This is a genomic window from Microbulbifer sp. JSM ZJ756 (genome assembly GCF_044383805.1).
Classification (GTDB): domain Bacteria; phylum Pseudomonadota; class Gammaproteobacteria; order Pseudomonadales; family Cellvibrionaceae; genus Microbulbifer; species Microbulbifer zhoushanensis.
In genome coordinates, this window is the sequence record NZ_JBISER010000005.1 from 106,086 (window position 1) to 131,063 (window position 24,978).

Sequence of the window (24,978 nt, forward strand, 5' to 3'; positions counted from 1 at the left end):
TGGATAACTCGCTATGGTCTCAATTCCGGGCGGTCTCGCCCGCCCCGCCCGATCGCCGGCTCCTCTTACTGAGAACCGGGTCAAAGGCTGTTATTGATCGAATTCGTCCAGGGTATGGCCCTGCATGGCGCGCCGGATGGAAGCATCCATCCGCCGGGCCGCAAACGGTCCGGAAACCTCGTTGAGGGTCTCGATCCTCCGGCGTATCTCGTCGGCGTCACCACCGTTATGGGCCAGCCGCAGGGCCTCCATGGCCTTCTCCAGTTCGTTCAGCTCACCCTCGTCCAGGAGTTCGGCGCCATTTTCCTGCAGCGCCACCAGCAGCGCCTCCAGGCTGCGCTCTGCCTCGACCCGCGCCTCGCGCACTGCGCGCGCGGCAACATCCTCTTCGGCGTGCTCGTAGGAGTCCTGCAGCATACGGGTGATATCAGCGTCCTCGAGGCCGTATGACGGCTTGACGGTGATATCGGCACTCACGCCACTACTCTTTTCCATCGCCGTAACCGACAGCAGCCCATCCGCATCCACCTGGAAGGTCACCCGGATATGGGCCGCGCCGGCGGTCATGGGAGGGATTCCCCGCAGCTCGAAGCGGGCCAGCGAGCGGCAGTCCTGCACCAGCTCCCGCTCGCCCTGTACCACATGAATCGCCATCGCGGTCTGGCCATCCCGGAAGGTGGTGAACTCCTGCGCCTTGGCCACCGGTATGGTGGTGTTACGGGCAATCAGCTTCTCCGTTAGACCGCCCATGGTCTCGATGCCCAGCGACAACGGAATCACATCCAGCAACAACAGGTCGTCGCCGGACTTGTTGCCCACCAGCACGTCCGCCTGCAGGGCGGCACCGATCGCAACCACCTGGTCCGGGTCGATGTCCGCGTGGGGAGCGCGACCAAAAAATGACTCGACCCGCTCGCGGACCCGCAGGGTGCGGGTGGAACCGCCCACCAGCACCACTTCCTGCACGTCCTCGGCTGTCACACCGGCGTCACGCAGGGCGCGCTTGCAAGCGCGCAGGGTCTTGTCGATCATCGGGTCCAGCAGTGCCGCCATTCCCTCGCGATCGAGGGTGCCACGCCAGTCGCCGTACTCCACCTCGACCGCATCCTGTGCGGACAGCGCCTCCTTGGCGGCGCAGGCGCGATCGAGCAGTGCCCGCTGGGTCGCCACATCGTGATTGGTCCCCAGTCCGGCCTGCTCTGCAATCCAGCCGGCAATGGCCCGGTCGAAATCGTCGCCGCCCAGGGCGGAGTCGCCGCCGGTGGACAGCACTTCAAACACGCCACGGGACAGGCGCAGGATGGATATATCAAAGGTACCGCCACCCAGGTCGTAGACGGCGATGACGCCCTCCTCTCCCTGGTCCAGGCCGTAGGCAACGGCCGCCGCAGTAGGCTCGTTGAGCAGCCGCAGCACGTGCAGGCCCGCCAGTTGCGCGGCATCCTTGGTGGCCTGTCGCTGGGCGTCGTCAAAATAGGCAGGCACGGTGATCACCGCGCCATCGAGTTCGCCGCCCAGCGCCCCGCTGCCCCGGGATGCCAGCACTTTCAGGATTTCGGCGGAAACCTGTACCGGGTTGACCGGACCGGCAACTGTCTCGATCGATACCATACCGCCCTTGTCCGCCTCATCACTGGACTGGACAAAATGATATGGCAGCTGCTCACCGAAGCTCTTCACGTCCCCGATGCCACGGCCCATAAAGCGCTTGATGGACAGCATGGTGTTGTAGGGGTCGGCACCCGCGCATTGCCGCGCCGCAGAGCCCACCGTAACTGCACCGCCCTCACTGTAGTGGACCGCCGACGGCAGGATGACACTGCCATCCTCACCCTCTATCGCCGCAGCACTGCCACTGCGGACAGTCGCAACCAGCGAGTTGGTGGTACCCAGGTCGATACCCACCGCACGCTTGCGCTGGTGGGGCTCGGGAGTCTGTCCGGGCTCGGATATCTGCAGTAATGCCATCAGCTAACTCGTTCTCGCTATCGGTCACTTCATCTGGTGTGGGCGCCAACCCGGCTTCCAGCCCGGGGAAAAGCATTCCTGCCGGGACAGCCGGCCGAATTGCAGCCGCTCACCAGTCTTCGAATTCTCAGCAATCCGCCGGGATCAGAAATCGCCCAGCAGATCCTCTTCCAGTTCCTCAACCTGATGCTGCAATTTGCGCAGGAACTGCAGCTTGAGCAGGGAGTCTTTCGCCGGTTCCAGCTCGCCATCGGCAAATCGCTGGGCAAAACGCTCCTGCTCCGAGGAGAACAACCGGGAAACCTCGTCTTCCAGCGCATCCAGTGCGGCGGCCGGGTCCGCCTCACTGCGCACCTCCTCGAGGCGCTCGCGCAGCATCATCTGCTGCATCAGGAATTCCGCATCTGCCGTGGTCTGCTCGGGGCTGATCTCTACTCCGGCCAACTCCAGCAGGTAGCCGGCACGGGCAACCGGTTCGCGCAGGGTGTTGTGCGCCTCGTTGATCTGCGCCGCGTACTGCATGGCCAGCATCTGCTCGCGGTCAGAGCGGGCAGCGTACTTGTCCGGGTGGAATTCCCGCTGCAGCTCGCGGTAGCGCTGCGCCAGCGCCTCGCGGTCCACGCTGAACCCCGGTTTCAGGCCAAAAATCTCGAAATAATTGTGTTGCTCACTCATCGAATTTCCGGTTCCCACCCTGTCCTTACAAAAAAGGCCGGCGTGCAGTGACGCACCCGGCCTCCCAACCCGGCCATGCCAGGCTCACACGTGAAAACTTTCGCCGCAACCGCACTCGTTCTTCACATTCGGGTTGGAAAAGGCAAAGCCCTCATTCAACCCTTCCTTGACGAAGTCCAGCTCGGTGCCGTCGAGGTACACCAGGCTTTTGGGATCCACGACCAGCTTTACCCCACCGTGGTCAAAAACCTCATCCTCGGCACTGGCCTCATCCACGAACTCGAGTACGTACTGCATACCCGAGCAGCCGGCAGTCCTGACACCCACGCGGATGCCGATGCCCTTGCCGCGGCTGGCGAGCTGGCGCTCGATGTGCGCCCGGGCCGCCTCTGTCATGGTAATTGCCATAAAATCGCCTTACTGCTTAGCTGGCCGCGCTCTCATTCACCTTGCTGGTACGCTTTTCACGGATATCGCGCACCGCGGCCTTGATTGCGTCTTCGGCCAGTACGGAACAGTGAATTTTTACCGGCGGCAGGGCCAGCTCTTCAGCGATGGCAGTGTTTTTGATCTGCTCCGCCTCATCGATGCTCTTGCCTTTCACCCACTCGGTCAGCAGGGAGCTGGAGGCAATGGCTGAACCACAGCCGTAGGTCTTGAACTTGGCATCCTCGATAATGCCGTCGTCATTCACCTGGATCTGCAGGCGCATCACGTCGCCACAGGCGGGCGCACCGACCATGCCGGTACCGACATTGTCAGACTTGTCGTCCATACGGCCGACGTTACGCGGATGCTCATAGTGATCGATTACTTTGTCGCTATAGGCCATGACTATTCTCCTGGATCATTCACGTGCGTTAATGGGCGGCCCATTCAATAGAATTGAGGTCGATACCGTCTTTATACATATCCCACAGCGGTGACAGCTCACGCAGTTTCTCCACCGCCTTGCGGACCTCGGCCGCGGCGTTGTCCACGTCCTGCTCGCTGGTAAAACGTCCAAAACTGAACCGCAGGGAGCTGTGGGCCAGCTCGTCGTTCACGCCCAGGGCACGCAGCACGTAACTGGGCTCCAGGCTCGCGGAGGTACAGGCAGAGCCGGAGGAAATTGCCAGGTCTTTCAGTGACATGATCAGGCTCTCACCCTCGACAAAGGCAAAACTGACATTCAGGTTGCCCGGAATCCGCTGCTCGAAAGATCCGTTGACGTGGACTTCCTCCATGTCCTTGATGGCGTCCCAGAACCGGTTGCGCAACATCAGCAGGCGCTCGTTCTCTGCCGCCATCTCTTCTTTGGCGATGCGGAACGCCTCACCCATGCCCACGATCTGGTGGGTCGGCAGGGTACCGGAACGCATGCCGCGCTCGTGACCGCCACCGTGGATCTGAGCCTCAATCCGCACACGCGGCTTGCGGCGCACAAAGAGGGCACCGATACCCTTGGGTCCGTATATCTTGTGGCCGGAGAAGGACATCAGGTCCACTTTCATCTCGCCCAGGTCAATCGGCAGCTTGCCGGCGCTCTGGGCCGCATCCACATGGAAAATCACCTTACGCGCCCGGCATATTTCACCGATTGCGGCGATGTCATTGATCACGCCAATCTCGTTGTTGACGTGCATCAGGCTCACCAGGATGGTGTCCTCACGCAGTGCCTCCTCGACCTGCTCCGGGTAGACAATGCCGTCTGCACGGGGATTCAGGTAGGTCACTTCAAAACCCTCGCGCTCCAGCTGGCGGCAGGCATCCAGCACCGCTTTGTGCTCGATCTTGGAGGTGATGATGTGCTTACCGCGCCCCTGGTAGAAGTGCGCAGCGCCCTTGATGGCCAGGTTGTCTGACTCGGTGGCGCCGCTGGTCCAAACAATTTCACGGGGGTCTGCATTCACCAGTTCGGCGACATGGCGACGTGCGTCTTCCACCGCCTCTTCCGCTTTCCAGCCGAACAGGTGCGAGCGGGAGGCCGGGTTACCGAAGTTACCCTCCATCGTCAGCTGCTCCGCCATCTTGGCGGCGACCCGCGGGTCCACCGGGCAGGTAGCGGCATAATCCAGGTAAATGGGAAGCTTCATATTCAATTCTCTCCGCGCACTGGTCTGTCTATTCGCGTGTGCTCTCGGGTTTAAATCCGGGGGCCTGGCAGGCTGCTGTCACTGCAGGCTGCCAATAACCGCCACTTTCTCTTCCGGCGCCGCCTCCCGCATATCCTGGCGGCGCGCCACTTCCTGAACTTCGGCCCGCGCCACCAGGTGCGCCAGGCTGATACCGCTCAGGAAGCCGTGAATCTGTTCGCTCAGGTCACACCACAGATAGTGGGTGAGACACTGTTCGCCACCGGCACAATCACTGTTGCCACCACAACTGGTGGCATCCACCGACTCGTTGACCGCGTCGACGATCTGGGCGACATAAATGTCGTCACCGGTGCGCGCAAGGCGATAGCCGCCGCCCGGGCCGCGCACGCTGGAAACCAGCCCCGACTGGCGCAGCCGGGAGAAGAGCTGTTCAAGGTATGACAGGGAAATCCCCTGGCGCTTGGATATGTCCGCCAGGCTGATCGGGCCACGATCGGCGTGTAACGCCAGATCCAGCATCGCTGTGACCGCGTAGCGGCCTTTGGTTGTCAAACGCATGTCAGCTCCTGACTGGTCCATCGCCCTATCGACGGGGCGCGAGTATGGAATAACCAACTATCTCAGTCAAGTATATAACCCCGCATGCCAGTCGGGTATTCAGCGACAGCCCGCCCGCGGGCTCCGGCCCTATTTTTCCGTCGATTCGCTGTCGGACTGGCTGTCCGGGCGCCCTTTGCCACCGGTGCGGTAAATATAGTTCTGGATTGCCGTCAGCATGCCCCGCAATATGCCCAGCTCCATATCATCCGGACGGACCCGACTGAACAGTCGACGCAACCGGGTCATGGTCTGGCGGGGATTGTCGGGGTCGATAAAGCCAAGCTCACCCAGGGACTGCTGCAGGTGCTCGAAATAAAGCTCCATATCGCTCGCCTTGGCCGGCGGCCGGTCCCAGTCGGCATAGCTGAGGGGCTCCCCTTTCTCCGCCTCCAGTGCTGCCACACGTACCTCGTAAGCGAGCACCTGCACCGCGGTGGCCAGGTTGAGGGAGCTGTATTCCGGGTTGGCAGGGATATGCACATGGAAGTTACAGGCCTGCAGTTCCTCGTTGGTGAGGCCACGGTCCTCGCGCCCGAATACCAGCGCCACCGGGTGGGTGGCCGCTTCCGCCACCGTCCGCTCACCACACTGCCGCGGGGTCAGCAGGGGCCAGGGAATCCGGCGTTCACGGGCGCTGGTAGCCACCACCAGGCCACAGTCCGCCACTGCCTCCTCGAGGGTATCCACCACCACCGCGGTTTCCAGCAGGTCGGCGGCGCCGGCGGCGCGCCAGATGGCATTGGCGGCGGGAAACTCGCGCGGTGCCACCAGGTACAACTGCTTCAGCCCCATGTTCTTGAGCGCGCGCGCGGCACCGCCAATATTGCCCGGGTGGGCGCTATTCACCAGCACCACGCGCACGTTGTCGAGCGCACTGGGCGGAGCGGTATCGATAGGAGACTTGGCCATACTGTAGAAATAGTCCGGGCGATTACGGGCGCGCGAGTGTAGCAAATCTGGCCAAGAATCCCTACAATCGCCGCGGCCGGCCAGCCCGGCCCCGGAGATCCTGGGACTTCCCAGTCATGCATCTCCCGCTTTTTAACCTCTCAACCACTTAGTGCGGACAAGTTATGGAACCCATGCTGAATATCGCCCTGCGCGCGGCGCGCAAGGCCGGTGAACTGATCGAGCGCGCCTGGGAGCGCGACGTGACCAGGTTCGAGGAAAAGGGGCGCAACGATTTCGTCACTGAAGTGGACCGCGCCAGCGAGCAGGAAATCATCTATCACCTGCGCAAGGCTTACCCCAAGCACAGCATCCGCGCTGAAGAGAGCGGCTTTCACGAGGGCGCCGAACCCGAGTACGAGTGGATCATCGACCCGCTCGACGGCACCACCAATTTCATTCACGGTATCCCTCAGTTTGCGGTCTCCATTGCCTGCCGTTACCGCGGGCGCATCGAGCACGCAGTGGTCCTGGACCCGATCAAGCGCGAGGAATTCACTGCCAGCCGTGGTCGCGGCGCAGCGCTGAATGGACGCCGTATCCGCGTCACCAACCGCCAGAACCTGCGCGGCGCACTGATCGGCACCGGTATCCCCTTTAACGGTCCGGCACTCGACAATATCGACCCCTACCTTGCCGCCCTGAAGGAAATTGCCGGCCAGACTTCCGGTATTCGCCGCCCCGGCGCTGCCGCACTCGACCTGGCCTATGTGGCCGCGGGCCGGTTTGACGGCTTCTGGGAAATGTACCTGAACACCTGGGATATCGCCGCAGGCTCACTGCTGGTCAAGGAAGCCGGCGGACTGATCAGCGATTTCCGCGGTGGTGATGATTACCTGGACAGCGGTCACCTGGTGTGCGCCAGCCCCAAGGTGTTCAAGCCCCTGCTGCAGATCGTGGGGCGTCACCTGGGCGGGGTTCGCTGATCACTTCCCCGGGGGCCCGGTAGTCCCACACCAGCCCCCGAAACTCAGGCTGTTTCTGTCGTGTACCCTTCTCTGCCGGGAAGGCGATCGCGCAGGAACTCCTCGAGCGGCCGGGGGTGGCCGACATGGTAGCCCTGCACCAGGTTCACACCCAGCGATGCCATGCGCCGCAGTGTCGCCTCATCCTCCACATACTCCGCCACCGTCCGCGCGCCGAGACGCTGGGCAATCTGGTGAATGGACTCGACGATAATCAGGTCGACAAAGTTCTCCTCCACCTGGCGGACAAAGCTGCCATCGATCTTGATGTAATCAATCGTGAAAGATTTCAGGTAGCCGAACGAACTCAATCCGTTACCGAAGTCATCCAGGGCGATGCGGCAACCGAGCCTGCGCAACTCGGTTACAAAGCGGCTGGCGCTGTCCATATGGCTGATAATCGCCGTCTCTGTAATTTCGAAACTGATCCTGCCGCGCGGCACCGGCGTTCGCTCCAGCACCCCGAGCAGGTAGAACTGGAAGCCCTCATCGCCGAGGGCATCAGCCGAGATATTTAACGCAAAACTGAAGCCCGCAGCGGCTATTGCCCCGCCGTTCTTTACCAGTGTCTCATCCACCACCCAGCGATCAATTGCCAGCATCAGTCCATAACGCTCGGCCGCCGGCACGAATGAATCGGGCATCAACAACTGCCCCGAGTCGTCATACATCCTCAATAAGAACTCGTAATGACTGACGCGACCGGTATTTGCGGCCTCGGCAATCGGTTGCATGTGGAGGGAGAACCGCCCACTGTCGATGGCATCCCGGATTACCGAAGCCATCATGATTTCCCGGTGCTGGTCGGCGGCAGCGCTCTTGCCCAGGTCATAGGTCATGACAGAACCGCGCCTGGCTCGCTTGGCGGAGAAGCAAGCCACGTCAGCCTGGCTTAGCAGGTCCCCGGGGTGGTGGTTGCGGCTGTTGATTTCGGTAATACCGGCACTCGCGCCGACATCGTACACCCGGTTGTTCCACGGGAACCGCAGGGCGGCAATCTGGCCCAGCAGGGCCTGGCAACGCTCCCGCGCCCGCTCTCGATCACAGTAACGCAGTAACAGGCCGAATTCGTCGCCACCGAGACGGGCGACACTGTCCGCCTTCTGCAAGTGTCCACGGAGGCATTTGCTGACCTGGCGCAACAGGTCGTCTCCGGCGATATGGCCGGCGCTGTCATTGACCAGCTTGAAGCGATCCAGGTCGAGGTAGACGAGCGAGTGGCAGGCATTATCTTCCAACGCCTCGCGGGTAGCCTCCTGCAGCGCCCGCTTGAATGCATCGCGATTGGGCAGGCCGGTGAGGTCGTCGTGAGACGCCTTGTAACTCAACTGGCGAATCAGCTCACGCTGCTGGCTGACATCCTGGATGACCAGCACCGTCCCCAGCAGGTCACCTTCATGTCTCCGCAAGGGGGATACCGACCAGGTAATGTCATAGCGGTGCCCGCTGAGGCTCGTCAGGCTGGCATCGCCACTACCGAAAATAACCCGCGACTGCCCCAGGCAACTGGCAACGGCAGTGCTGAGGTCGGGACCGTCCTCATCACCTTCCACATGGCAGACTGCATCCAACGGCCTGCCTTCGGCGTCCCGGCCCAGCCAGCCGGTAAGGTTCTCGGCCATCGGGTTCATGTAGTTGACACGCATCTGCGCATCGGTGGAAATCACCGCATCGGTAATCGACGCCAGCGTCACCTGCAGGCGCTCCTTCGCTTCCAACAGTCCCTGTTCACTGCGCTTGCGCCAGTCTATATCTTCGACCTGGGCCAGAATATAAAGGGCTTCCCCGCGGATATTGCGGGCTACCGATGCCCGCAGCTCGCCCCACACCGGATGGCCTTCGCGATGGGAATAACGCTTTTCCAGGCAGAGTGACTGGCCACTGTTCGCGGAAAATTTTTCCAGCAGGTCACGACTGCGCTCCATATCCTCCGGGTGGGTGAAGTCAAGCACGCTCCGGCCAAGAATCTCTCCTTCCGGGTATCCGAGGAAGTCGCAGAAACTCCGGTTTACCTGCCGGACTCGCCCCTCCAGTGAAACCACCAGGACACCGATGCGCGAACTTTCCACAGCGTCGCGAAAACTGCTTTCCATCTCCACGGCACGGGCACTGCGCCGGCGCTCAATATTGGTGAAAACCGCAACCAGGTAGGCCGGCATTACCGCAGCAAATGTGGCCAGCACGAGGCCAAACTGGGGTATTTCGACACCCGGGCCGGCAGGCTTCGGCCAACCGGAAATACCAGTGAGATGGCCCGCCATGGCAATGGTCACCACACAGATCACCACAAGGCTGGCAAGCAGGTTCAACACCGTTGCCGCCCAGACCAGTGCCAGGGAAATAAAAACGAATGGATAGGACTTGTATTCCAGCAGGACGAGGGTCAGCGCGGTGACGGCGATGGTAACCAGGGTGCAGTGTCCCCATCCGGCCCAGTTACCGCGAAAGCCATTCGCATCCTCATACAACAACAGAACTGGCAACAGGATCAGGATGCCCATGGCATCGGCGGCATACCAGAGCGGGAAGACCTCCGTGAACGCCGCGCCGGTATTCAGGACGACAAAGTAAGAGCCGATACTGGCACTGGAGAGCGGCGGCACAATGGCCGAGACCACGACGAATCGCAGCCAATGCCGTATACCGGAGAAATAATCATGCCGCGGGCAGAATTTTCTCAGCAGGACAGCCGCAACCGCGATTTCCGCAAGGCTGGCGAGGGTATATTCAACAGCTGACAACCACTCGAGCCCCAGCCACAGCACGGCGAAAAATGACGCGGTAAAGAAAGAGGCAAACAACACTGGCCAGTGCCGCACCGGGTGCCGATAGAGATAGGCGATAGCTACAGCATCAGCCAGCCACAGGAAAGCCGCACCATCGTCTGCGCTCAGCGCTTTTTTGCAGAAGACAATCAGAGCCGCACTGAGCATCGCGAGCGCCAGAGCACTTTCCCAGAGCGCGGAAGAATGCGCTCTGCGGCTTAACCGGTCATCTTGCCGAATTGAAGAAAACAATGGTTTCCCGCCCTATTATCCTGGTAGCCGCCAATAACGGCTGAATCCTGACTGATAGCCTTTCCCCGCGCCACACACCGTCATTTCAGGCCTGCAGCAGGCGCTTGAGTTGTCGTGCCAGCTGCACCAGGTCAAAAGCTGCAGGCAGGTGATCGGGGCCGCCGCCCTCTCCCGGCTCCCCTACCCGGATAAACGCAACACTACCGGTCAGCGGGTCTTCCCGCAGGATACGTCGCATATCGTCGGCGGACATGCCTGGCATACCGGACTCAAACAACACTGCATCCACTTTACGGGTCCGCGCCATAAAAATCGCCTCAACCGCATCGGTCGCGGCAACCAGTTGCACCTGCTCGGAATCTCCCAGGAGCACTCGCAACCGCTCGAGTTCGGAGGGACGGTTATCCACCAGCATCAGCTGGCACGGGGGCAGCTGCACGGGCGTACCGGCATGGGCTGGCATCTGGATCACTTCCGGCGCTGCGTCGATCAACGGAAAGTCGATCCAGAATATTGACCCCTGGTCCTCGTGACTGTCGAAGTCAATTCGCCCGCCCATCGCCTCTGTCAGGCGCTTGGCAATCGCCAGGCCCACGCCCGTCCCCTCTATTTGACCACGTTCCGCACCGAGGCGATTGAACGGCTCGAACACCTCGGCACGCCGACTCTCCGCAATTCCCTTACCGGTATCCAGGATGCTCAGGCGCAACCAGCCCTCCGCTTGCGGGGAAAAGTTGATCACTACCCGGCCGTTTTCCCGGTTGTACTTGACCGCGTTACCGGCAAGATTCAGGACGACCTGCTTGAAGCGCACCGGGTCAGCACAAATATACGCAGACTCCCACCCCAGCGGCTCGAAGATCACACTCACTTTACGGGTCTCGGCCAGGGGTTCCAGCAACCGCTTACAGTCCTCAACCAGCGCCGCGGGCTTGATCGGCTCCATGGAGGGCGCCAGGCGCTGGCTGTCAATACGGGCCAGCTCGAGCACATCCCCTACCAGGTGCAACAGGTGCTGGCCGGCACGGCGAATTTCACCGAGGCGCTGGCGCTGGTCCGGGTTGAGGCTCATTTCCAGTTCGACCATCTGGCTGTAACCCAGGATCGAATTCAGGGGAGTGCGGAGTTCGTGGCTCAGGCTGAGCAGCAATTCCGCCCGCACGGTACTCTCCTTGCGCTCGCTATCCAGCTCGCGCTCCAGGCGCTGCTGGGCCTCCCGGTACCCGGTGACGTCCTGGGCCAGTCCGAGCACGCGAACCGGCCTGCCTTCGCTGTTCTTCTGCAATTGCCCCCGGCAACGCACCCAGATGATTCCCCCATCGCGATGCCAGAGCCGGAATTCCACGTCCAGGGGCAACTGTTCCGAGATATGGTCGTGAAAAGCGCGTTCAGCGCGGGGCAGGTCTTCTGGCAGGATGCGCGACTTCCAGAGTTTCAGGGCACTGCGGGCATCCCGGTCTATGTGGTCGCTGTCGTAACCCAGCATGGACCAGCATGCCAGGTCCATCACCACCTCGTCCGCGAGCAGGTCCCACTCCCACAGGCCATCGCCCACCGCGCCCAGGGTCCAGAGGGCCCGCTCGCCCTGCAGCCCCGACTGGTCGCGCATGGCCAGCTGGTCAGTGAAGTCGGCGCAGCCACCAATAATCACCACATTGCCATTTTCGTCACCTGGCACACTCCGTCCCCACCAACGCAACCAGAGTTGCCGGCCGTCACGGGCAAAAGCGCGCACAGTGATATCAAAGGCCCCGCCCCCTGCGCTGACCCTGCGCCGGGCAACAAGCAGTTTCTCACGATCTTCACTGTGGACAGGGGTGAGTTCCTCCCCCGCCCAGAGGTTTTGCACCGCCGTGGCACCATCCTCGCCGAACAACGCCCAGATATCGCCGAAAGCGCTACACTGGCCACTATTCGGGTGCCATTCCCACAGGCCACAGTCCACATCGCGTAGCAGCTGGCGCATATGCAGGATTTGTCGCCGCACCAGCCATGGCGGTGCAGTCGTATCAGCCCCGGGCGGGGACAGCTGCAGGGGGAAATCGGTCACTTCGACAGGCATGGCTGGGTCACAGCATTGGTTGTTATTGGGGCTTTACCGGAAGTGAATCACTTATCCGCCTCCAAGAAAAGCCTGATCGATGGCAAGTACCGCGACCCGCAGGCAGGCAGGAGTGCCACCACCTGTCGCCTGGGCAAAAAAAAGGCCCCGCAATGCGGGGCCTGAATCAGCGATGATGAGAGAAAACGGGAAGTCACGCAGTAAAAGCTTTGCCATAAACCCCGTGATGGGTTCCCGTAGCGAGGACCTTTCGGCCGCTCGCAATCTAGATAATGCAACCGGTATGCCAACTTTGGTTTTTTTACGGATTTCCATCCACGGACGGCATGGCGCGGGGTTGGAACAGAGGGCAAAGCCCGCTGCGAAGCCGGATGGCGTGATCAGTACGCTCAATTTTCACCTCCCCCACGCTATCCTGAACCAATTCAGCCCGGAAACTGGTGCTAACGCACCAAAATCACGCACGCACGACCCCATAGCTGCCACATTTCGCAAACAGGCCGTGTCGGGCGTGCCTTGGCCCCCGGGATCGGGTAGGATCAAACCAGCAGCGACATCCTCGCACCGACTGGCAATTAGCCACTACCGGGTGCCCCCAACTACCGGTTCAATCAGGGTGTCGCTGGATGTAGCGCACAATTTAAGGTTGTTCTATGAATGCAGTATCCGAGGCCCCGCGTGTCTGGGTCACCACAATTCTTTTTGCCAGCACCGCGCTGGCGGCCCTCATCCTGGTGCCGCTGTACGGCCTGATGGTCGGTTACCACTGGTACCAGTGGCTGGCCTTTGCTGTTTACGGCGCCCTGTGCGGCCTGTCCATCACCGCCGGCTACCACCGCCTGTGGTCCCACCGCACCTACGAGGCCCACTGGTCCCTGCGCCTGCTGTTTGCGCTGTTCGGTGCCGCCGCGCTGCAGAACAGCGTGCTGGTATGGGGCTCCAGTCACCGCAGGCACCACCGCCATGTGGATGACAACGACCAGGACCCCTACTCCGCCCGCCGCGGTTTCTGGTTTTCCCATATCGGCTGGATGTTGCGCGATTACCCCAGTGGTCGCGAGAATTTCGAGAATGCCAAGGACCTGCAGCGCGACAAGATCGTGATGTGGCAACACAACCACTATATTGCCATCACCCTGGCCATGAACGTGGGCCTGACCTTCCTGCTTGGCTGGGTCACTGGCGACATCATCGGCATGATGCTGCTGGCGGGTATCCTGCGGATCGTGGTCAATCACCACACCACGTTCTTCATCAATTCACTCGCCCATATCTGGGGCCGCCGCCCCTACACGGACGAGAACACCGCCCGCGATAATGACCTGCTGGCGTTCTTTACCTTTGGCGAGGGGTACCACAACTACCACCATATCTTCCAGACGGACTACCGCAACGGCATTCGCTGGTATCACTGGGATCCCACCAAGTGGCTGATCCGCACCGCCAGCTGGTTCGGCCTGGCGAGCAACCTGAAGAAAGTGCCGGATATGCGTATCCACCGCGCCATGCTCACCATGCAATTCAAGCGCGCCGAGCAGAAACTGCAGGAATCCACGCACAAGGAGAGCTGGCGCGAGCTGCTGGAAAAGGAAGCCCAGGAATTTTCCGCAGCCCTTGGGGAGTGGAAAGAACTGCAGTCACGCCGCTATGAGAATGCCCGCGAACGCCTGCTGGCCAAGTGGGAAAGCGCGGCCATCCGCACCCGCGTCAAGGAGCTGGAATACAGCATGAAGATGCAGCGCAAGCGCCTGCAGATCATGATGGAACAGTTCCATCTCTGTCCCGCCACTGCCTGACCGGGCAACCGGCGCAGACAAAAAAGGGCGATCCTCGGATCGCCCTTTTTTTATTACTGTACCCTGCGCCAGTCCGGCGGGCGTATCACGGTCGCGCCCGGCTTAATCTGCCCTGGACGCCGCGAACTGTTGCACCGAGTATGCAACGCGCTCTTCCACATTGCGCTCCAGCTCTTCCAGGTCCATGTTTTCAATCAGTCGCAGGCGGTTACGCAGCCCCACTCCATTGGCAATCTGGATTGCCAGCCCCGGCCTCGCATTCGCCTCGAGCAGCAACGGGCCGCGCTTGCGGTCAAGCACGATGTCACACCCCAGGTAGCCGAGCCCGGTCATTTCGTAGCAACTGGATGCCAGGCGCAGCAGGTCACGCCATCCCGGCACCTGTAGTTTGTCGAAGGGCATCTCCGTATCCGGGTGCTGGTTGATGCGCAGTCCATTCTGCACCGCATGGGAACTGCGACCAGTGGCCAGGTCGATACCCACCCCGACGGCGCCCTGGTGCAGGTTGGCCTTGCCGTCAGAAGAATGGGTGGAGCAGCGCAGCATCGCCATTACCGGGAAGCCGCGAAATACAATAACGCGGATATCCGGCACGCCCTCGAAGGAGTAGTTGTCGAAGACCGGGTCGAAATCCACCAGCGCCTCGATCATCACGCGGTCGGGCTTGCCACCCAGGCTGTACAGGCCACTGTGGATGTTGCTGACGTGGCGCAGGATATCCAGTGCTGTAACCCTGGCGCCGGAAGGCTTGATGTACTCATCCCCCTCGCGCCCCACGATCACCAGGATGCCCTTGCCCCCGGAGCCGCGCGCCGGCTTGATCACAAACTTCCACAGGGGCTCGATGACTTCCATCACACGGGCACGACTGGGCTGGGTCTCGAAGGCTGCAATCAGCTCCGGCACCGCGATACCCGCGCGCCGGGCGGCACGCTTGGTATTGAGTTTGTCATCGACAACGGGATAGAGATTACGATCGTTATAGCGTGCAATGTAGTTCACGTTGCGCGCATTCATCCCCAGCACTCCCATCCGCCGCAGTGCAGAGGGAGAAACCAGGCCACCGCGCAACTTGGCGCCGATCCGGGCAAGGGAAAAAGTGTTCATTTATCGCACCAGCTGCCGGAAGCGCATCAGCTCACCGAGGCGGAAACCGGTGTAATTGCCGACGATCAGGATCAGGCTCAGCAGTACCAGCAGCAGCTCCGGGAAGTTGAACGTCCAGTGCTCGATATAGCGGTTGGTCATCACCCAGAAAGCCAGCACCGCCACCAGCAGGCTGCCGCCCGCCTGGACCACCACCTCGTAGGGACCATCCTCCTCCCAGACGATCGACATCCGCTCGATTGTCCAGGCGAGGATAATCATCGGGAAGAAGGTTACCGTCAGCGCCTGCTCGATACCCAACTTGTAGCTCACCACGCTGATCGCAGCCATCAAGATCACCACCGTGACCACCACGGCAGCGATCCTCGCCACAAGTAACAGGTTAAGCCTGCTCAGGTAGAAGCGGACCCAGAGTCCCAGCACCAGGATCAGCACAAAAATTGCCAGCCCCGTCATCAGGCGCGTTTCGATAAAGGCAATGGCCAGCAGCACCGGCATAAAAGTGCCCGAGGTCCGCAGGCCCACAAACACCCGCAGCAAAACCACTACCAATGCCCCCACCGGAACCAGCAGGATCAGCTTGAAGATACTCTGCTGCTCGATGGGCAGGCTGTAAATGGAGAAGTCCACCAGCGCCTCTTTTTCCATGCTGGTACTCAGCATCGCCACATCGCGGGCGGGGACATCGTTGGAGATGACCGAGAAAGTAACGCGTGAATCACTGCCGCCCTCAACGTCCAGCAGGCTCTTGCCACCCCGCTGCCAGATAAAGAAGTTCCTGGGCACGCCCGGGGAACCGCTGCGGGGCTCGAACACCACCCAGCGCTTGCCATCGAAAACCTCCAGCAGGTCCTCGGGGTCCAGCCTGCGGCGATCGTCCTCAAGGTAGAGCCCGCGAATCCGGTGGGCCGGGATCTCCGCTGCCGAAAGCATCAGCAGTGCCACATCTACCAGCGAGCGGTCCTTGTAATAGCCGAAAATCAGGTTGCGGTCCTGGTTGCGGGTATCCCCCAGGGAGGTCAGCAGCTGGGTGGTGAAGGTCTCGGTATCGGAGGAGCGCTCACGGGCGCTGTCCACCATGGAGTAAATGGCCTGGCGGACCGCCTCCTGCTCCCGCGCCCCCAGGAACGGCTTGTCCACCTCGGTACTCAGGTCCAGCGGTTGCTCCAGCGCCGCGCCCGGCGTCTGGTGCACATCCAGCTGGTAGAACAGGGACTGGCTACCGCTGGCGTCACGCCGTGACCAGACCGCGCGATACTCATCGTTGTCACGGATGACGTTGAAACCGAACCCGGATGAACTGAAGGTTTCTCCCAGAACTTCCATATTGCGCTGTTCGCGCGGCAGGGTGAGCGAAGCCTTCACCGGGCCGCCATCAGCATTGAAGCGTACCTTCGCCTCGATGGTCCAGACGGTCCGATACTCCCCCGGCAGCAACGGGAAGCCCAGTTCACGGTTCTTGTAGATGGTAAGGGCCGCGCCCATCAGCGCGAATAAAGCAGCGAGAATATATACCTGAGCGCGTGGCGACATTCGCCAATCCCCATATTCATGATTGGACGGCGCCGGTTCGTGCGCGGCAGCCGCCAGATTGATAGCCAGTGTTATTTTGCGACGGGAAGCCGGGGCTCACCCTGGACCTCGCGGCGGCTGACATCAACGACAGCGGCATCCTTGAGGAAGTTACGGCCCACCAACAGTGGGTGGTCCATCCCGCTGCGCTCGGTCAGGTTGACCTCGACCATGTGGGTCACATCGCCGACGGTAAGGCTCATATTGACAATCGGCCGCCGCTGGCTGCCAAAGCCGGGCCTTTCCACCCGCACCTGGCGCTTGATCGGCAACTCCACGGTAACCGGCTCGTCATCCCCGGGCGTAGACACCAGGAAGCGAACCCAGTCCTTGCCATCACGCTCGAACGGCTTGAGTTCCTTGACGCTGAGGGAGGAGGTCGGTGCCCCCGTATCAATCAGGGCCTTGAGGGTTACGCCACCGGGCTCCAGTGCCACGATTTCCACTTCCCCCAACACCAGCTTGTCCTTGGCGACGGGCACTTCGACTACTTTCTCGTAGGTCCGTTCGATCACCCGCTCGACAACCTTCACTTCCGGCTCGGCGCACACCACTTCCTGCGGCTCCGGGCACTGGGCAGCCGCCCCTGCCGGCGGGACGGTCCCCTCCGGGGGCTGCTCCGGCATCACCGCCCCGGGCTCTTCCGACCAGGGCCCGCGCAGTGTGAAGGACTCGCATCCCACGATTAATTGTGAGGCCAGCAACAGACATAAAATGGGAAAAAACCGCATTTTTGCTTACTACCTTAGGGCCTTTCGGCCAACCTGTGCGACGATCGCAATTTCCTGTCCCTGTTTCTTATTTGGCCGGAGAATCCATGCCCGGCTTGGTATAAACGAAACATACTACCGCATCCGCCCCTGAGCTGAACAGATTCGCGCCTCTGTTCTCATGCTCTAGGTGGAAAACCATTACCCCGGGATAACAGCTGCAAGGCACTCAGCCCCGCTCCAGGCGTGCATCTATTTCACCCAGCAGGGCGATCAGGCGGCCACCGTCATTGCGCTCGCGGAAAAACTCCTCCGCAATGGGTGCGGTGCCGCATTTCTGCGGCAGCGGACCGCCGGCCTCCACCAGCTGCGCCATACGCGGGATAAAGATGAACTGCAGCCACTGGGGCAGGGTCAGGGTATCGACGCAGAACGGCTGGCTGCTGGCCAGGTCCTCGGCGGACGGAGATTCCGCCTGCCAGAGATCCAGCCGCCGCAGTTCCGCTTCCAGCTGCAGCAGCTGGTCCGCTACGTCGAGGTAAATACTGCTCATAGGGACTCCGTCTGTTCGGTTGCGGTGTGATCGGTAACCGCCCACTAGTTTATGTCGCGCCGGAACGGCGGCAGGGAATCCAGCATCGCGCGACCATAGCGGCGCGTGACGACACGCCGGTCCAGCAGGGTGACAGTGCCCTCGTCCCGTTCGGTGCGCAGAAGGCGCCCACAGGCCTGCACCAGCCGCACGGCCGCATCGGGGACGGTAATCTGCATGAACGGGTTGCCACCGCGGGCCTCCACCCATTCCGCCAGGGCCGCCTCGATAGGGTCATCGGGCACCGCGAACGGCAACTTGGCGATCACCACGTGGCGGCAGTAATCCCCGGGAAGGTCAAGCCCCTCGGCAAAGCTGGCAAGCCCGAACAGCACGCTGGCCCCGCCGCCATCAACGGTCTCGCGGTGAATTTCCAGCAACTGCTGGCGCGAACGCTGGCCCTGCATCTGGATACGGTTGCGCCAGGTCCCCGGCAGCGACTCATAGACCGTCTCCATCTGGCGACGGGACGAAAACAGCACCAGGGCGCCACCCCTGTCACCGAGCAGTTCCGGCAGGGCAGCGATGACTGCATCCGTATGCTGGTCCGCGTTACCCGCATCCACGGCGCTCGCCGGCACCTGGAGCGTGGCGCGGGAGAAATCGAACGGGCTGGGCACCACCTCGTAGGTGGCGTTATCGGGGGTACCGGCGCGCATCCGGAAACGGTCAAAGCGCCCCAGTGCGGTCAGGGTCGCCGAGGTCAGCACCGCGCCGTAGCAGCGCCGCCAGAGGCTGTACTCCAGTGTCTTGCCCGCCAGGATCGGCGAGCTGCACACCTCGAAATCGAATGAGCCACCCCAGTCCACCAGGGTCACCCAGCGGGCCTGCGGCAAAGCGTCCCGGGCATCCGGGCGGGCATAATTGGCCCACAACTGCAGGTTGGCCTCGGCGCGGCCGTACCAACTCCCCAGCAGGGGATACCAGCGCTCCAGGTCCACCGCCGGGACGGGGCTGTGCGGATCCTCCAGCAGCTTCTGCGCGGCCTGCACCATCTTGCCCAATACGGCTTCCAGCTCGTCGAAGTCATCGCGCAGGGTCTCAGCCAGGTGCATCAGCGCCTCCGGGACCACCCCACCCTCAAAGCGGTGACGGACGGTATTGCCGCGCTCGTCCTCAAACTCACAGGTCTCCTCGAGCAACGGCCACATCTGCTCCAGTGACTGCTTGGCGGAGGCCAGCAACCCCGGCAACTCCTCACCATGGCGATCCAGTTCGGCGCCATCGCCGATCTCGCCCAGCATCTGGCCGAGATTCTTGTTGGCCTGGTCGAGCCAGCCGGTGGAAGCCCCCACCCGGCTGTGGTGGGAAAAGTGGTTGAGCGCCTTGTCCGGAAGGTGATGCGCCTCGTCGAGCACATAAATGGTCTCTTCCGGCGGCGGCAGAATGGCACCGCCCCCCAGGGCCAGGTCGGCCAGCAGGAGATCGTGATTGGCCACGATTACCTGGGTCTTGCCCAGGTTTTCCCGGGCGCGGAAGAAGCTGCAGTTGCCCACATGGGGGCAGCGCCGACCACTGCATTGGCGATGGTCAGTGGTCACGCGGCTCCAGTCGGCCACCTCGATGGTGTCCGGCCAGTTGTCCCGGTCACCGTCCCAGCGACCGCTGGCTAGGCTCTCTGCCATATCCCGGTACAGCTGCACCCCGGTCTCGTCAACCTTTGGCAGCTCGTCCTCGTAGAGCCCCATGCTGGTGCCCACACCGCTGCCGCTGAATTCGGCCAGCAGCTGGTCGAGTTTGCTCAGGCACAGGTACCGGCCGCGGCCCTTGGCAAGGCTGAAGTCAAATTTCAGGCCACTGTGGCGCGCAACCTCCGGCAGGTCCTTGTGGATAATCTGCTCCTGCAGCGCGACGGTCGCGGTGGAGATAACCAGCTTCTTGTCCTGTGCCTGCGCCAGCGGAATCGCGGCCAGCAGGTAGGCCACTGTCTTGCCGGTCCCGGTGCCGGCCTCCACCACGCAGATATGTTCACCGTCGGTCTTGCTGCTGTCGCGCTCGCCACTGGCATCCTGCTCGATGGCTCCCAGCGAGCGCGCGATAGCCGCCACCATCAGCTTCTGCCCATAGCGGGCACGAAGCTCGCGCCCGGCCAGGAATTCGCTGTAGGCGGCCTGAATGGCCTGTTTGTCTTGTTTGCTTAACACAGTGTGGGAGCGCCGGCTGCTGGTGAATGGTCAGGGGCCGGCATTATCGCGCAAGCGCCCGCCGCACTCCACCATCGCCGCCAGCGATCACAGGTAGGCCAGCTTGGAGACTACCGGGTTGGCGTAGCCTCGAATCGCCCGCTCGCGCCAGCGCTCGTCGATGCGCTGCATGCGGGCCTCGAACTTCTCCCGCGTCTCCCTGTACTCGTCCGGGTTCCACTGCCTGGCAGGCCAGGATACCGGCAGGTCCGGGGTCTCGCCGTAGATCATCTGGTAGGCAATGAGGTTGGTCGGGTGGAGCACATAATTGCCGATCACCTGGCGATCGATCTCCTCCGCCAGTGCCCCCACATCGTGGTAATCACCCTCGATCGGGGTGCCGAAAGCCGCATGGACATGCCCTTTCTGGCCCACCACCCCCTTGGCGATGGAGTTCAGGTCTTCGTGGCGGGCCTTGCGATAGCCTTCCGGGTGCTCGGCGAAATACAGCTCGCGGGCCTTCTGCCGGTCGCAGGGGTCCCACTCGTAGGAGATGGCCAGCGGCACGATGTGCAGCTTGCGCCAGAACTCGGCAAACGGGGTATCCCGGTCCTTGGTCATGGCAAACATGGCCGCCAGCGCCGGGTTGGTGCGGTCCAGCCCATCCTTGGCACGGCCGGACCGCTGCGCGATCCAGACATGTTCATTCTCATTGACCACAGAGTGGTAGATGTAATTCGACAGCTTGGTGGCGGACTCCAGCTTTTCCCGGCGGGTGCTGGCCTTGCGCTTCACCGTAAAGCACTTGTTGAGCTTCATGATGTCCGTGGCAAACTGCTTCGTCAGCAGGTTGTCACCGATGGCGATACGGGCAGTCTCATGTCCCTCCTTGTACATGGCGAGGATGGACAGGGCCGGATCCATGGCAATATCGCGATGGTTGCTGACGAACAGGCAGGCACGATCCTTGGGCAGGGTATCCAGGCCCGAGATGGTCAGCCCGTCACTGGTACGGTTGACCGCCATCTCCAGGTACTTGGCCACCACTTCCTGTACGCCCCGCACGTCGCGCGCATTGCGGAACTCGAAGCGCAGGAACTGGCGCACCAGCCAGGCAATGGGTCCCTCAAGCTTCGCCAGCTTTGGCACCAGGAAATGCGCAGCTGCGTGGGACATTTCCGGGTCGCTGATCAGGCGCTTGAGGGCATCGCGCACCTCGTCGTCGCGGTAGGGGCGAATATCCTCGAACTGCGAGGGATCCAGTTCACTTGCTCTCATGAAATCACTACCTGCCACCTGACGCCACCGGATATCGGTGCCATCGGGCTCATTCTTATTGATGCTAGACCGGCTCACGGGCCGGGGACGATCGGTCCGGGGGGCCGGTAAAGCCCGGCCGGCGCAGAACATACCGGAACCGCCGCCGAACTGCCAGCACCGCCCGCGACCAGCCGGTGTGGACAGCTCGCACCGCAGCCGTGAGAATAGAGCGCTTCGCGCCGGCCGGCGCCCCGACAACGATAACGAGAATGGCCGCTGACCAGGCCCGAGAAGCAGATTTAGGAGCCCTACCTTGACCGAGCCCAGTTCCTCCCCCGCCGCCAAGCAGCCCAGCCTGCTGGACGCGCTGATCCCCTTGCTGATCCTGATAGCCCTGCTGTCCCTGTCGGTCTTCTTCTACGGTGCCGACTCATCTTATGGCCCCAACCAGATTGCCCTGCTACTGTGCGCCGGCATCGCCGCCCTGATGGGAATGAAAAACGGCCACAGCTGGGACGAGATGGAGGGCGGCATGCTGCACGGTATCGGGCTGGTGTTCGGCGCGATCCTGATCCTGCTGGCGGTGGGCGCCCTGATCGGCAGCTGGATCCTCGCTGGCACTGTGCCCTCGATGATCTATTACGGCGTACAGATACTGTCGCCACAGTGGTTCTATGCCGCCTCCTGCATCATCTGCGCGATTGTGGGGTTGAGCATCGGCTCCAGCTGGACCACTGCCGGCACCCTGGGTGTGGCCCTGATGGGCATCGCCGGCGCGCTGGGCCTGTCACCGGCGGTAACCGCCGGTGCGGTAATCTCCGGCGCCTATTTTGGTGACAAGATGTCGCCCCTGTCCGACACCACCAATGTGGCGGCAGCGGTGACGTCCAATGACCTGTTCCTGCATATCCGCAATATGCTCTGGACCACCATGCCCGCCTTTATCATCGCGCTGGTGGTGTTCTCCATCATCGGCCTGCGCACCGATGCGTCCGGGGCCTCGGCGGAAGACATCCAGTTGCTACTGGGTGCCCTGCAGGAGGAGTTCAACATCTCCATCGTCAGCATGCTGCCCCTGGCCCTGCTGCTGTTTATGGCCTGGCGCAAAATACCTGCCTACCCGACGCTGATGATCGGCGCCCTGGTGGGCTGCGCGATTGCCCTGGTATTCGAGCCGGAAACTGCCCGCCGCCTGGGTGGTGATGGCCCCCTGGCAGCCATCAAGGGCGCCTGGTACAGCCTGTTTGACGGCTACAAGTCCACCTCCAGTAACGAGGATGTGGCCGCCCTGCTCTCCAAGGGGGGCATGAGCAGCATGCTCAACACGATCTGGCTGATCGTATCCGCCATGGCTTTCGGCGGTGCCATGGAGCGCGCCGGGTTCCTCGAGCGAATCGTCAACTGGACCCTGTCGCGGGTGAAGACCGTGGGCGGGCTGGTGACATCCACCGTACTGACCTGCTTCGGCATGAACGCCGCTGCCGGCGACCAGTACATGGCCATCATTATCCCCGGCCGCATGTTCCGCGAGGCGTTTACCGAAAAAGGCCTGCATGGGCTCAACCTGTCGCGGACCCTCGAGGACTCCGGCACCATCACTTCGGTACTGATCCCCTGGAATACCTGTGGGGCCTACATGAGCGCGACCCTGGGCATCGCTACTTTTACCTACGCACCGTTCGCGTTGTTCAATATCCTTTGCCCGTTGCTGGCCATTGCCTACGGCTGGACACACTTCAAGCAACTGCCGCTGGATGCGGCACCAACGGCACAAGCCGCAAAATGAATGCACTTTCGCGCGAGACCAACCCGGCATGACCGACAACAGTAATCCTGGCACGCTGAGTGACCTGATCAGCCAGGCCCGCTTCAAATTGCGCTGGTTCGACCTTGGCCGGCGCGTCCGCTCGGTGCCCCGCAGCGCTGCCGATGCATTCGAGGCCGGCGATGCGCCCTGGCCACACCCCTACCTGCGCGAGGCCTGGGTCGGGCTACTGCTGTGGCCGGAGGAAGGTGGCGAGCCCGCCGTCTGGTTCCTGCGCCTGCCTCTCGATGAGCAGGGCAAACTACAGTTTGCGGCGCGGGACAACTTCCTTGCGCTCCTGAACCGCAAGCTCGTCGCCGGAGATGGCAGCGACGCCGGCGAGCAGCTCGGCAGCGCGCTCAGCGAGAGCGGCCTGGTGTATTCCCCCCCGCCCGAGCGCCAGGCAACTTTTCACGCCCACGCAGCCCGACTGCTACGGCGTGCCCCCAGTGCCCATTACGAAAACGTCCTGGCCTACCTCCGTGCGCCGGATTCCGGCACCTGGGGTCACCTGGGCCTGCAGGGGATCGCCGATGTCAGCGCGCGCTGGGAAGAGCACCGGCAGCTCATAGACGAGGCTTTGCCACAAATCGCTGCGCCGGTATTCGTCAGCCTCTGCCAGTGCCTGGAAAGTGAGGCGATCGACCACCGCCTGGCCGCTGCCATTATCCGCCGGGCAGACGCCGAGCTGCAGCAACAACAACCGGAAGCCGCCATCCTTGCTGCGGCGGTGCGCGGCATTTCCTTCTCCCCGGCCCGGGGCCTGCGGCACGAATTCCTGCAGCGGCTGCTGCACAGCGACAGGGCCCGGGCGGGGGAAACCCTCGCCGCTATGGGCAGCCGCTGCCCGGAGGACCTCCAGGAACCGGCCCTGGCCGCGCTCTGGCTCACGGCGCTGGCCGAGAGCCAGAAACAGGAAACCTTCAACCTGCTGCTGGCCGACCTGATGTTCCTCCCGGCAACCCGCACAGCACTGCTGGATGCCCTGCGTTCGCCGGAACGGCCGGAAGCCCTGGCACGCGCATTCGGCGTGTTTCTCCACGGGCCGCAACCGACACACTGATTGCGCACCCCGGTGCGCCCTCCTCCTCCCGCTCTCACCCCACCTTCCACAATGCGGCGATGCGCACGACTAAAATAGGCCGGTGATCGGGAGAAATCCGGATCGGCGGCATACCCCCAGTATCGGCCACACTTTACGCCCTGAAACAGGGAGTGCCACCGGGCAATTGGCGCGGAAAATTTTGTCGAGACCCACTGGGAAAAAGTTTTTTTCAAGTTTCAAAAAATAAGTCGATGCGCCCCGCAACAGCTTACGCCACCAAATGGCAGGAAAGACTTTAAATATAGGTATTTTAAAGCGCCAAACTGGCGCCTGGTTTATCCTGAGTTAACGGCTGGCAGCTATTTTTCCCGCCCGCCTATTACACTCCAAAGGGCGGCTCTTTGTAGAACATCATTTTACAAAGCAGACCAAACAGGTGACGTTTTATTGGCTATGCTAATGGCTGACATCAACGGAAAGGAGTAAGGGGATGAATTTCACTCCAGCCAAGTACCTAATGGGAATTATCAGTGCACTGGTTTTGGCGGGCTGCTGTGCGGCACCTGCGCCACCGGCATCCTGCCCTCCGGGCTCTGAGCAAATCCCGCTTTCAATGGCTTGCCCGGCGGATGCCGATTGTTGGATGGCTTCCGACA

The 24,978-nt window shown here is 62.0% G+C and carries 20 protein-coding genes; 4 read left to right on the forward strand and 16 right to left on the reverse strand.

What is annotated here, in order from left to right; translation table 11 throughout:
• Nucleotides 1–90: 90 nt before the first annotated feature.
• From hscA to trmJ, 7 genes are all read right to left on the reverse strand, one after another.
• Nucleotides 91–1,968 carry a Fe-S protein assembly chaperone HscA gene (hscA, locus tag ACH6CX_RS09930; RefSeq protein WP_233005935.1) on the reverse strand — a complete coding sequence of 626 codons (1,878 nt, stop codon included), beginning with the start codon at nt 1,966–1,968 and terminating at the stop codon, nt 91–93.
• A 144-nt stretch (nt 1,969–2,112) separates the two neighbouring features.
• Nucleotides 2,113–2,643 (reverse strand): co-chaperone HscB, encoded by a 531-nt coding sequence (gene hscB / locus ACH6CX_RS09935; protein WP_237063964.1) that lies wholly within the window; start codon nt 2,641–2,643, stop codon nt 2,113–2,115.
• Nucleotides 2,644–2,727: 84 nt separating this feature from the next.
• The gene (iscA, locus tag ACH6CX_RS09940; protein WP_233005937.1) at nt 2,728–3,051 is read right to left on the reverse strand and encodes an iron-sulfur cluster assembly protein IscA; all 324 of its coding nucleotides are present in this window, start codon (nt 3,049–3,051) and stop codon (nt 2,728–2,730) included.
• A gap of 16 nt (nt 3,052–3,067) precedes the next feature.
• The gene (gene iscU / locus ACH6CX_RS09945; RefSeq protein WP_233005938.1) at nt 3,068–3,475 is read right to left on the reverse strand and encodes a Fe-S cluster assembly scaffold IscU; all 408 of its coding nucleotides are present in this window, start codon (nt 3,473–3,475) and stop codon (nt 3,068–3,070) included.
• Between the two features lie 28 nt (nt 3,476–3,503).
• Nucleotides 3,504–4,718, reverse strand: coding sequence for an IscS subfamily cysteine desulfurase (locus ACH6CX_RS09950; protein WP_233005939.1), 1,215 nt, complete (start codon nt 4,716–4,718; stop codon nt 3,504–3,506).
• Between the two features lie 78 nt (nt 4,719–4,796).
• On the reverse strand, nt 4,797–5,279 hold the full coding sequence (iscR, locus tag ACH6CX_RS09955; RefSeq protein ID WP_233005940.1) for a Fe-S cluster assembly transcriptional regulator IscR: 483 nt from the start codon (nt 5,277–5,279) through the stop codon (nt 4,797–4,799).
• 129 nt (nt 5,280–5,408) lie between these two features.
• Complete coding sequence (gene trmJ, locus ACH6CX_RS09960) at nt 5,409–6,230, reverse strand: tRNA (cytosine(32)/uridine(32)-2'-O)-methyltransferase TrmJ (RefSeq protein ID WP_233005941.1); 822 nt, start codon at nt 6,228–6,230, stop codon at nt 5,409–5,411.
• A gap of 164 nt (nt 6,231–6,394) precedes the next feature.
• Between trmJ and ACH6CX_RS09965 the strand changes: the two genes are divergently transcribed.
• Complete coding sequence (locus tag ACH6CX_RS09965; protein WP_233005942.1) at nt 6,395–7,195, forward strand: inositol monophosphatase family protein; 801 nt, start codon at nt 6,395–6,397, stop codon at nt 7,193–7,195.
• Between the two features lie 44 nt (nt 7,196–7,239).
• Here the strand turns inward: ACH6CX_RS09965 and ACH6CX_RS09970 are convergent, their stop codons facing one another.
• The 3 genes from ACH6CX_RS09970 to ACH6CX_RS09980 form a co-directional block, all read right to left on the reverse strand.
• Nucleotides 7,240–10,167: an EAL domain-containing protein gene (locus ACH6CX_RS09970; protein ID WP_233005943.1), complete on the reverse strand. Its 2,928-nt coding sequence runs from the start codon at nt 10,165–10,167 to the stop codon at nt 7,240–7,242.
• Between the two features lie 169 nt (nt 10,168–10,336).
• A complete protein-coding gene (locus ACH6CX_RS09975) occupies nt 10,337–12,313 on the reverse strand; it encodes an ATP-binding protein (RefSeq protein ID WP_396675369.1) in 1,977 nt (658 codons plus the stop codon).
• Between the two features lie 51 nt (nt 12,314–12,364).
• Nucleotides 12,365–12,706: a hypothetical protein gene (locus tag ACH6CX_RS09980; protein ID WP_233005945.1), complete on the reverse strand. Its 342-nt coding sequence runs from the start codon at nt 12,704–12,706 to the stop codon at nt 12,365–12,367.
• 260 nt (nt 12,707–12,966) lie between these two features.
• Here ACH6CX_RS09980 and ACH6CX_RS09985 point away from each other — a divergent pair, with 260 nt between their 5' ends.
• On the forward strand, nt 12,967–14,109 hold the full coding sequence (locus tag ACH6CX_RS09985) for a fatty acid desaturase (protein ID WP_233005946.1): 1,143 nt from the start codon (nt 12,967–12,969) through the stop codon (nt 14,107–14,109).
• 102 nt (nt 14,110–14,211) lie between these two features.
• Here the strand turns inward: ACH6CX_RS09985 and ACH6CX_RS09990 are convergent, their stop codons facing one another.
• The 6 genes from ACH6CX_RS09990 to ACH6CX_RS10015 all read right to left on the reverse strand — a co-directional run bounded on the left by ACH6CX_RS09990 (nt 14,212) and on the right by ACH6CX_RS10015 (nt 21,491).
• Nucleotides 14,212–15,216 carry an alpha-L-glutamate ligase-like protein gene (locus tag ACH6CX_RS09990; RefSeq protein WP_233005947.1) on the reverse strand — a complete coding sequence of 335 codons (1,005 nt, stop codon included), beginning with the start codon at nt 15,214–15,216 and terminating at the stop codon, nt 14,212–14,214.
• Nucleotides 15,217–16,749 carry a UUP1 family membrane protein gene (locus tag ACH6CX_RS09995; protein WP_233005948.1) on the reverse strand — a complete coding sequence of 511 codons (1,533 nt, stop codon included), beginning with the start codon at nt 16,747–16,749 and terminating at the stop codon, nt 15,217–15,219.
• 71 nt (nt 16,750–16,820) lie between these two features.
• Nucleotides 16,821–17,414 (reverse strand): RimK/LysX family protein, encoded by a 594-nt coding sequence (locus ACH6CX_RS10000; RefSeq protein ID WP_233005949.1) that lies wholly within the window; start codon nt 17,412–17,414, stop codon nt 16,821–16,823.
• Nucleotides 17,415–17,727: 313 nt separating this feature from the next.
• Nucleotides 17,728–18,051 (reverse strand): YqcC family protein, encoded by a 324-nt coding sequence (locus tag ACH6CX_RS10005; protein WP_233005950.1) that lies wholly within the window; start codon nt 18,049–18,051, stop codon nt 17,728–17,730.
• Between the two features lie 44 nt (nt 18,052–18,095).
• A complete protein-coding gene (dinG, locus tag ACH6CX_RS10010) occupies nt 18,096–20,234 on the reverse strand; it encodes an ATP-dependent DNA helicase DinG (protein WP_237063970.1) in 2,139 nt (712 codons plus the stop codon).
• A gap of 87 nt (nt 20,235–20,321) precedes the next feature.
• Complete coding sequence (locus ACH6CX_RS10015; protein ID WP_233005952.1) at nt 20,322–21,491, reverse strand: 1-acyl-sn-glycerol-3-phosphate acyltransferase; 1,170 nt, start codon at nt 21,489–21,491, stop codon at nt 20,322–20,324.
• Nucleotides 21,492–21,786: 295 nt separating this feature from the next.
• Here ACH6CX_RS10015 and nhaC point away from each other — a divergent pair, with 295 nt between their 5' ends.
• Both nhaC and ACH6CX_RS10025 read left to right on the forward strand, forming a co-directional pair.
• Nucleotides 21,787–23,259, forward strand: a complete 1,473-nt coding sequence (nhaC, locus tag ACH6CX_RS10020; RefSeq protein ID WP_233005953.1) for a Na+/H+ antiporter NhaC — start codon at nt 21,787–21,789, stop codon at nt 23,257–23,259.
• Nucleotides 23,260–23,287: 28 nt separating this feature from the next.
• Complete coding sequence (locus ACH6CX_RS10025) at nt 23,288–24,340, forward strand: DUF3549 family protein (protein ID WP_233005954.1); 1,053 nt, start codon at nt 23,288–23,290, stop codon at nt 24,338–24,340.
• Nucleotides 24,341–24,978 lie beyond the last annotated feature (638 nt).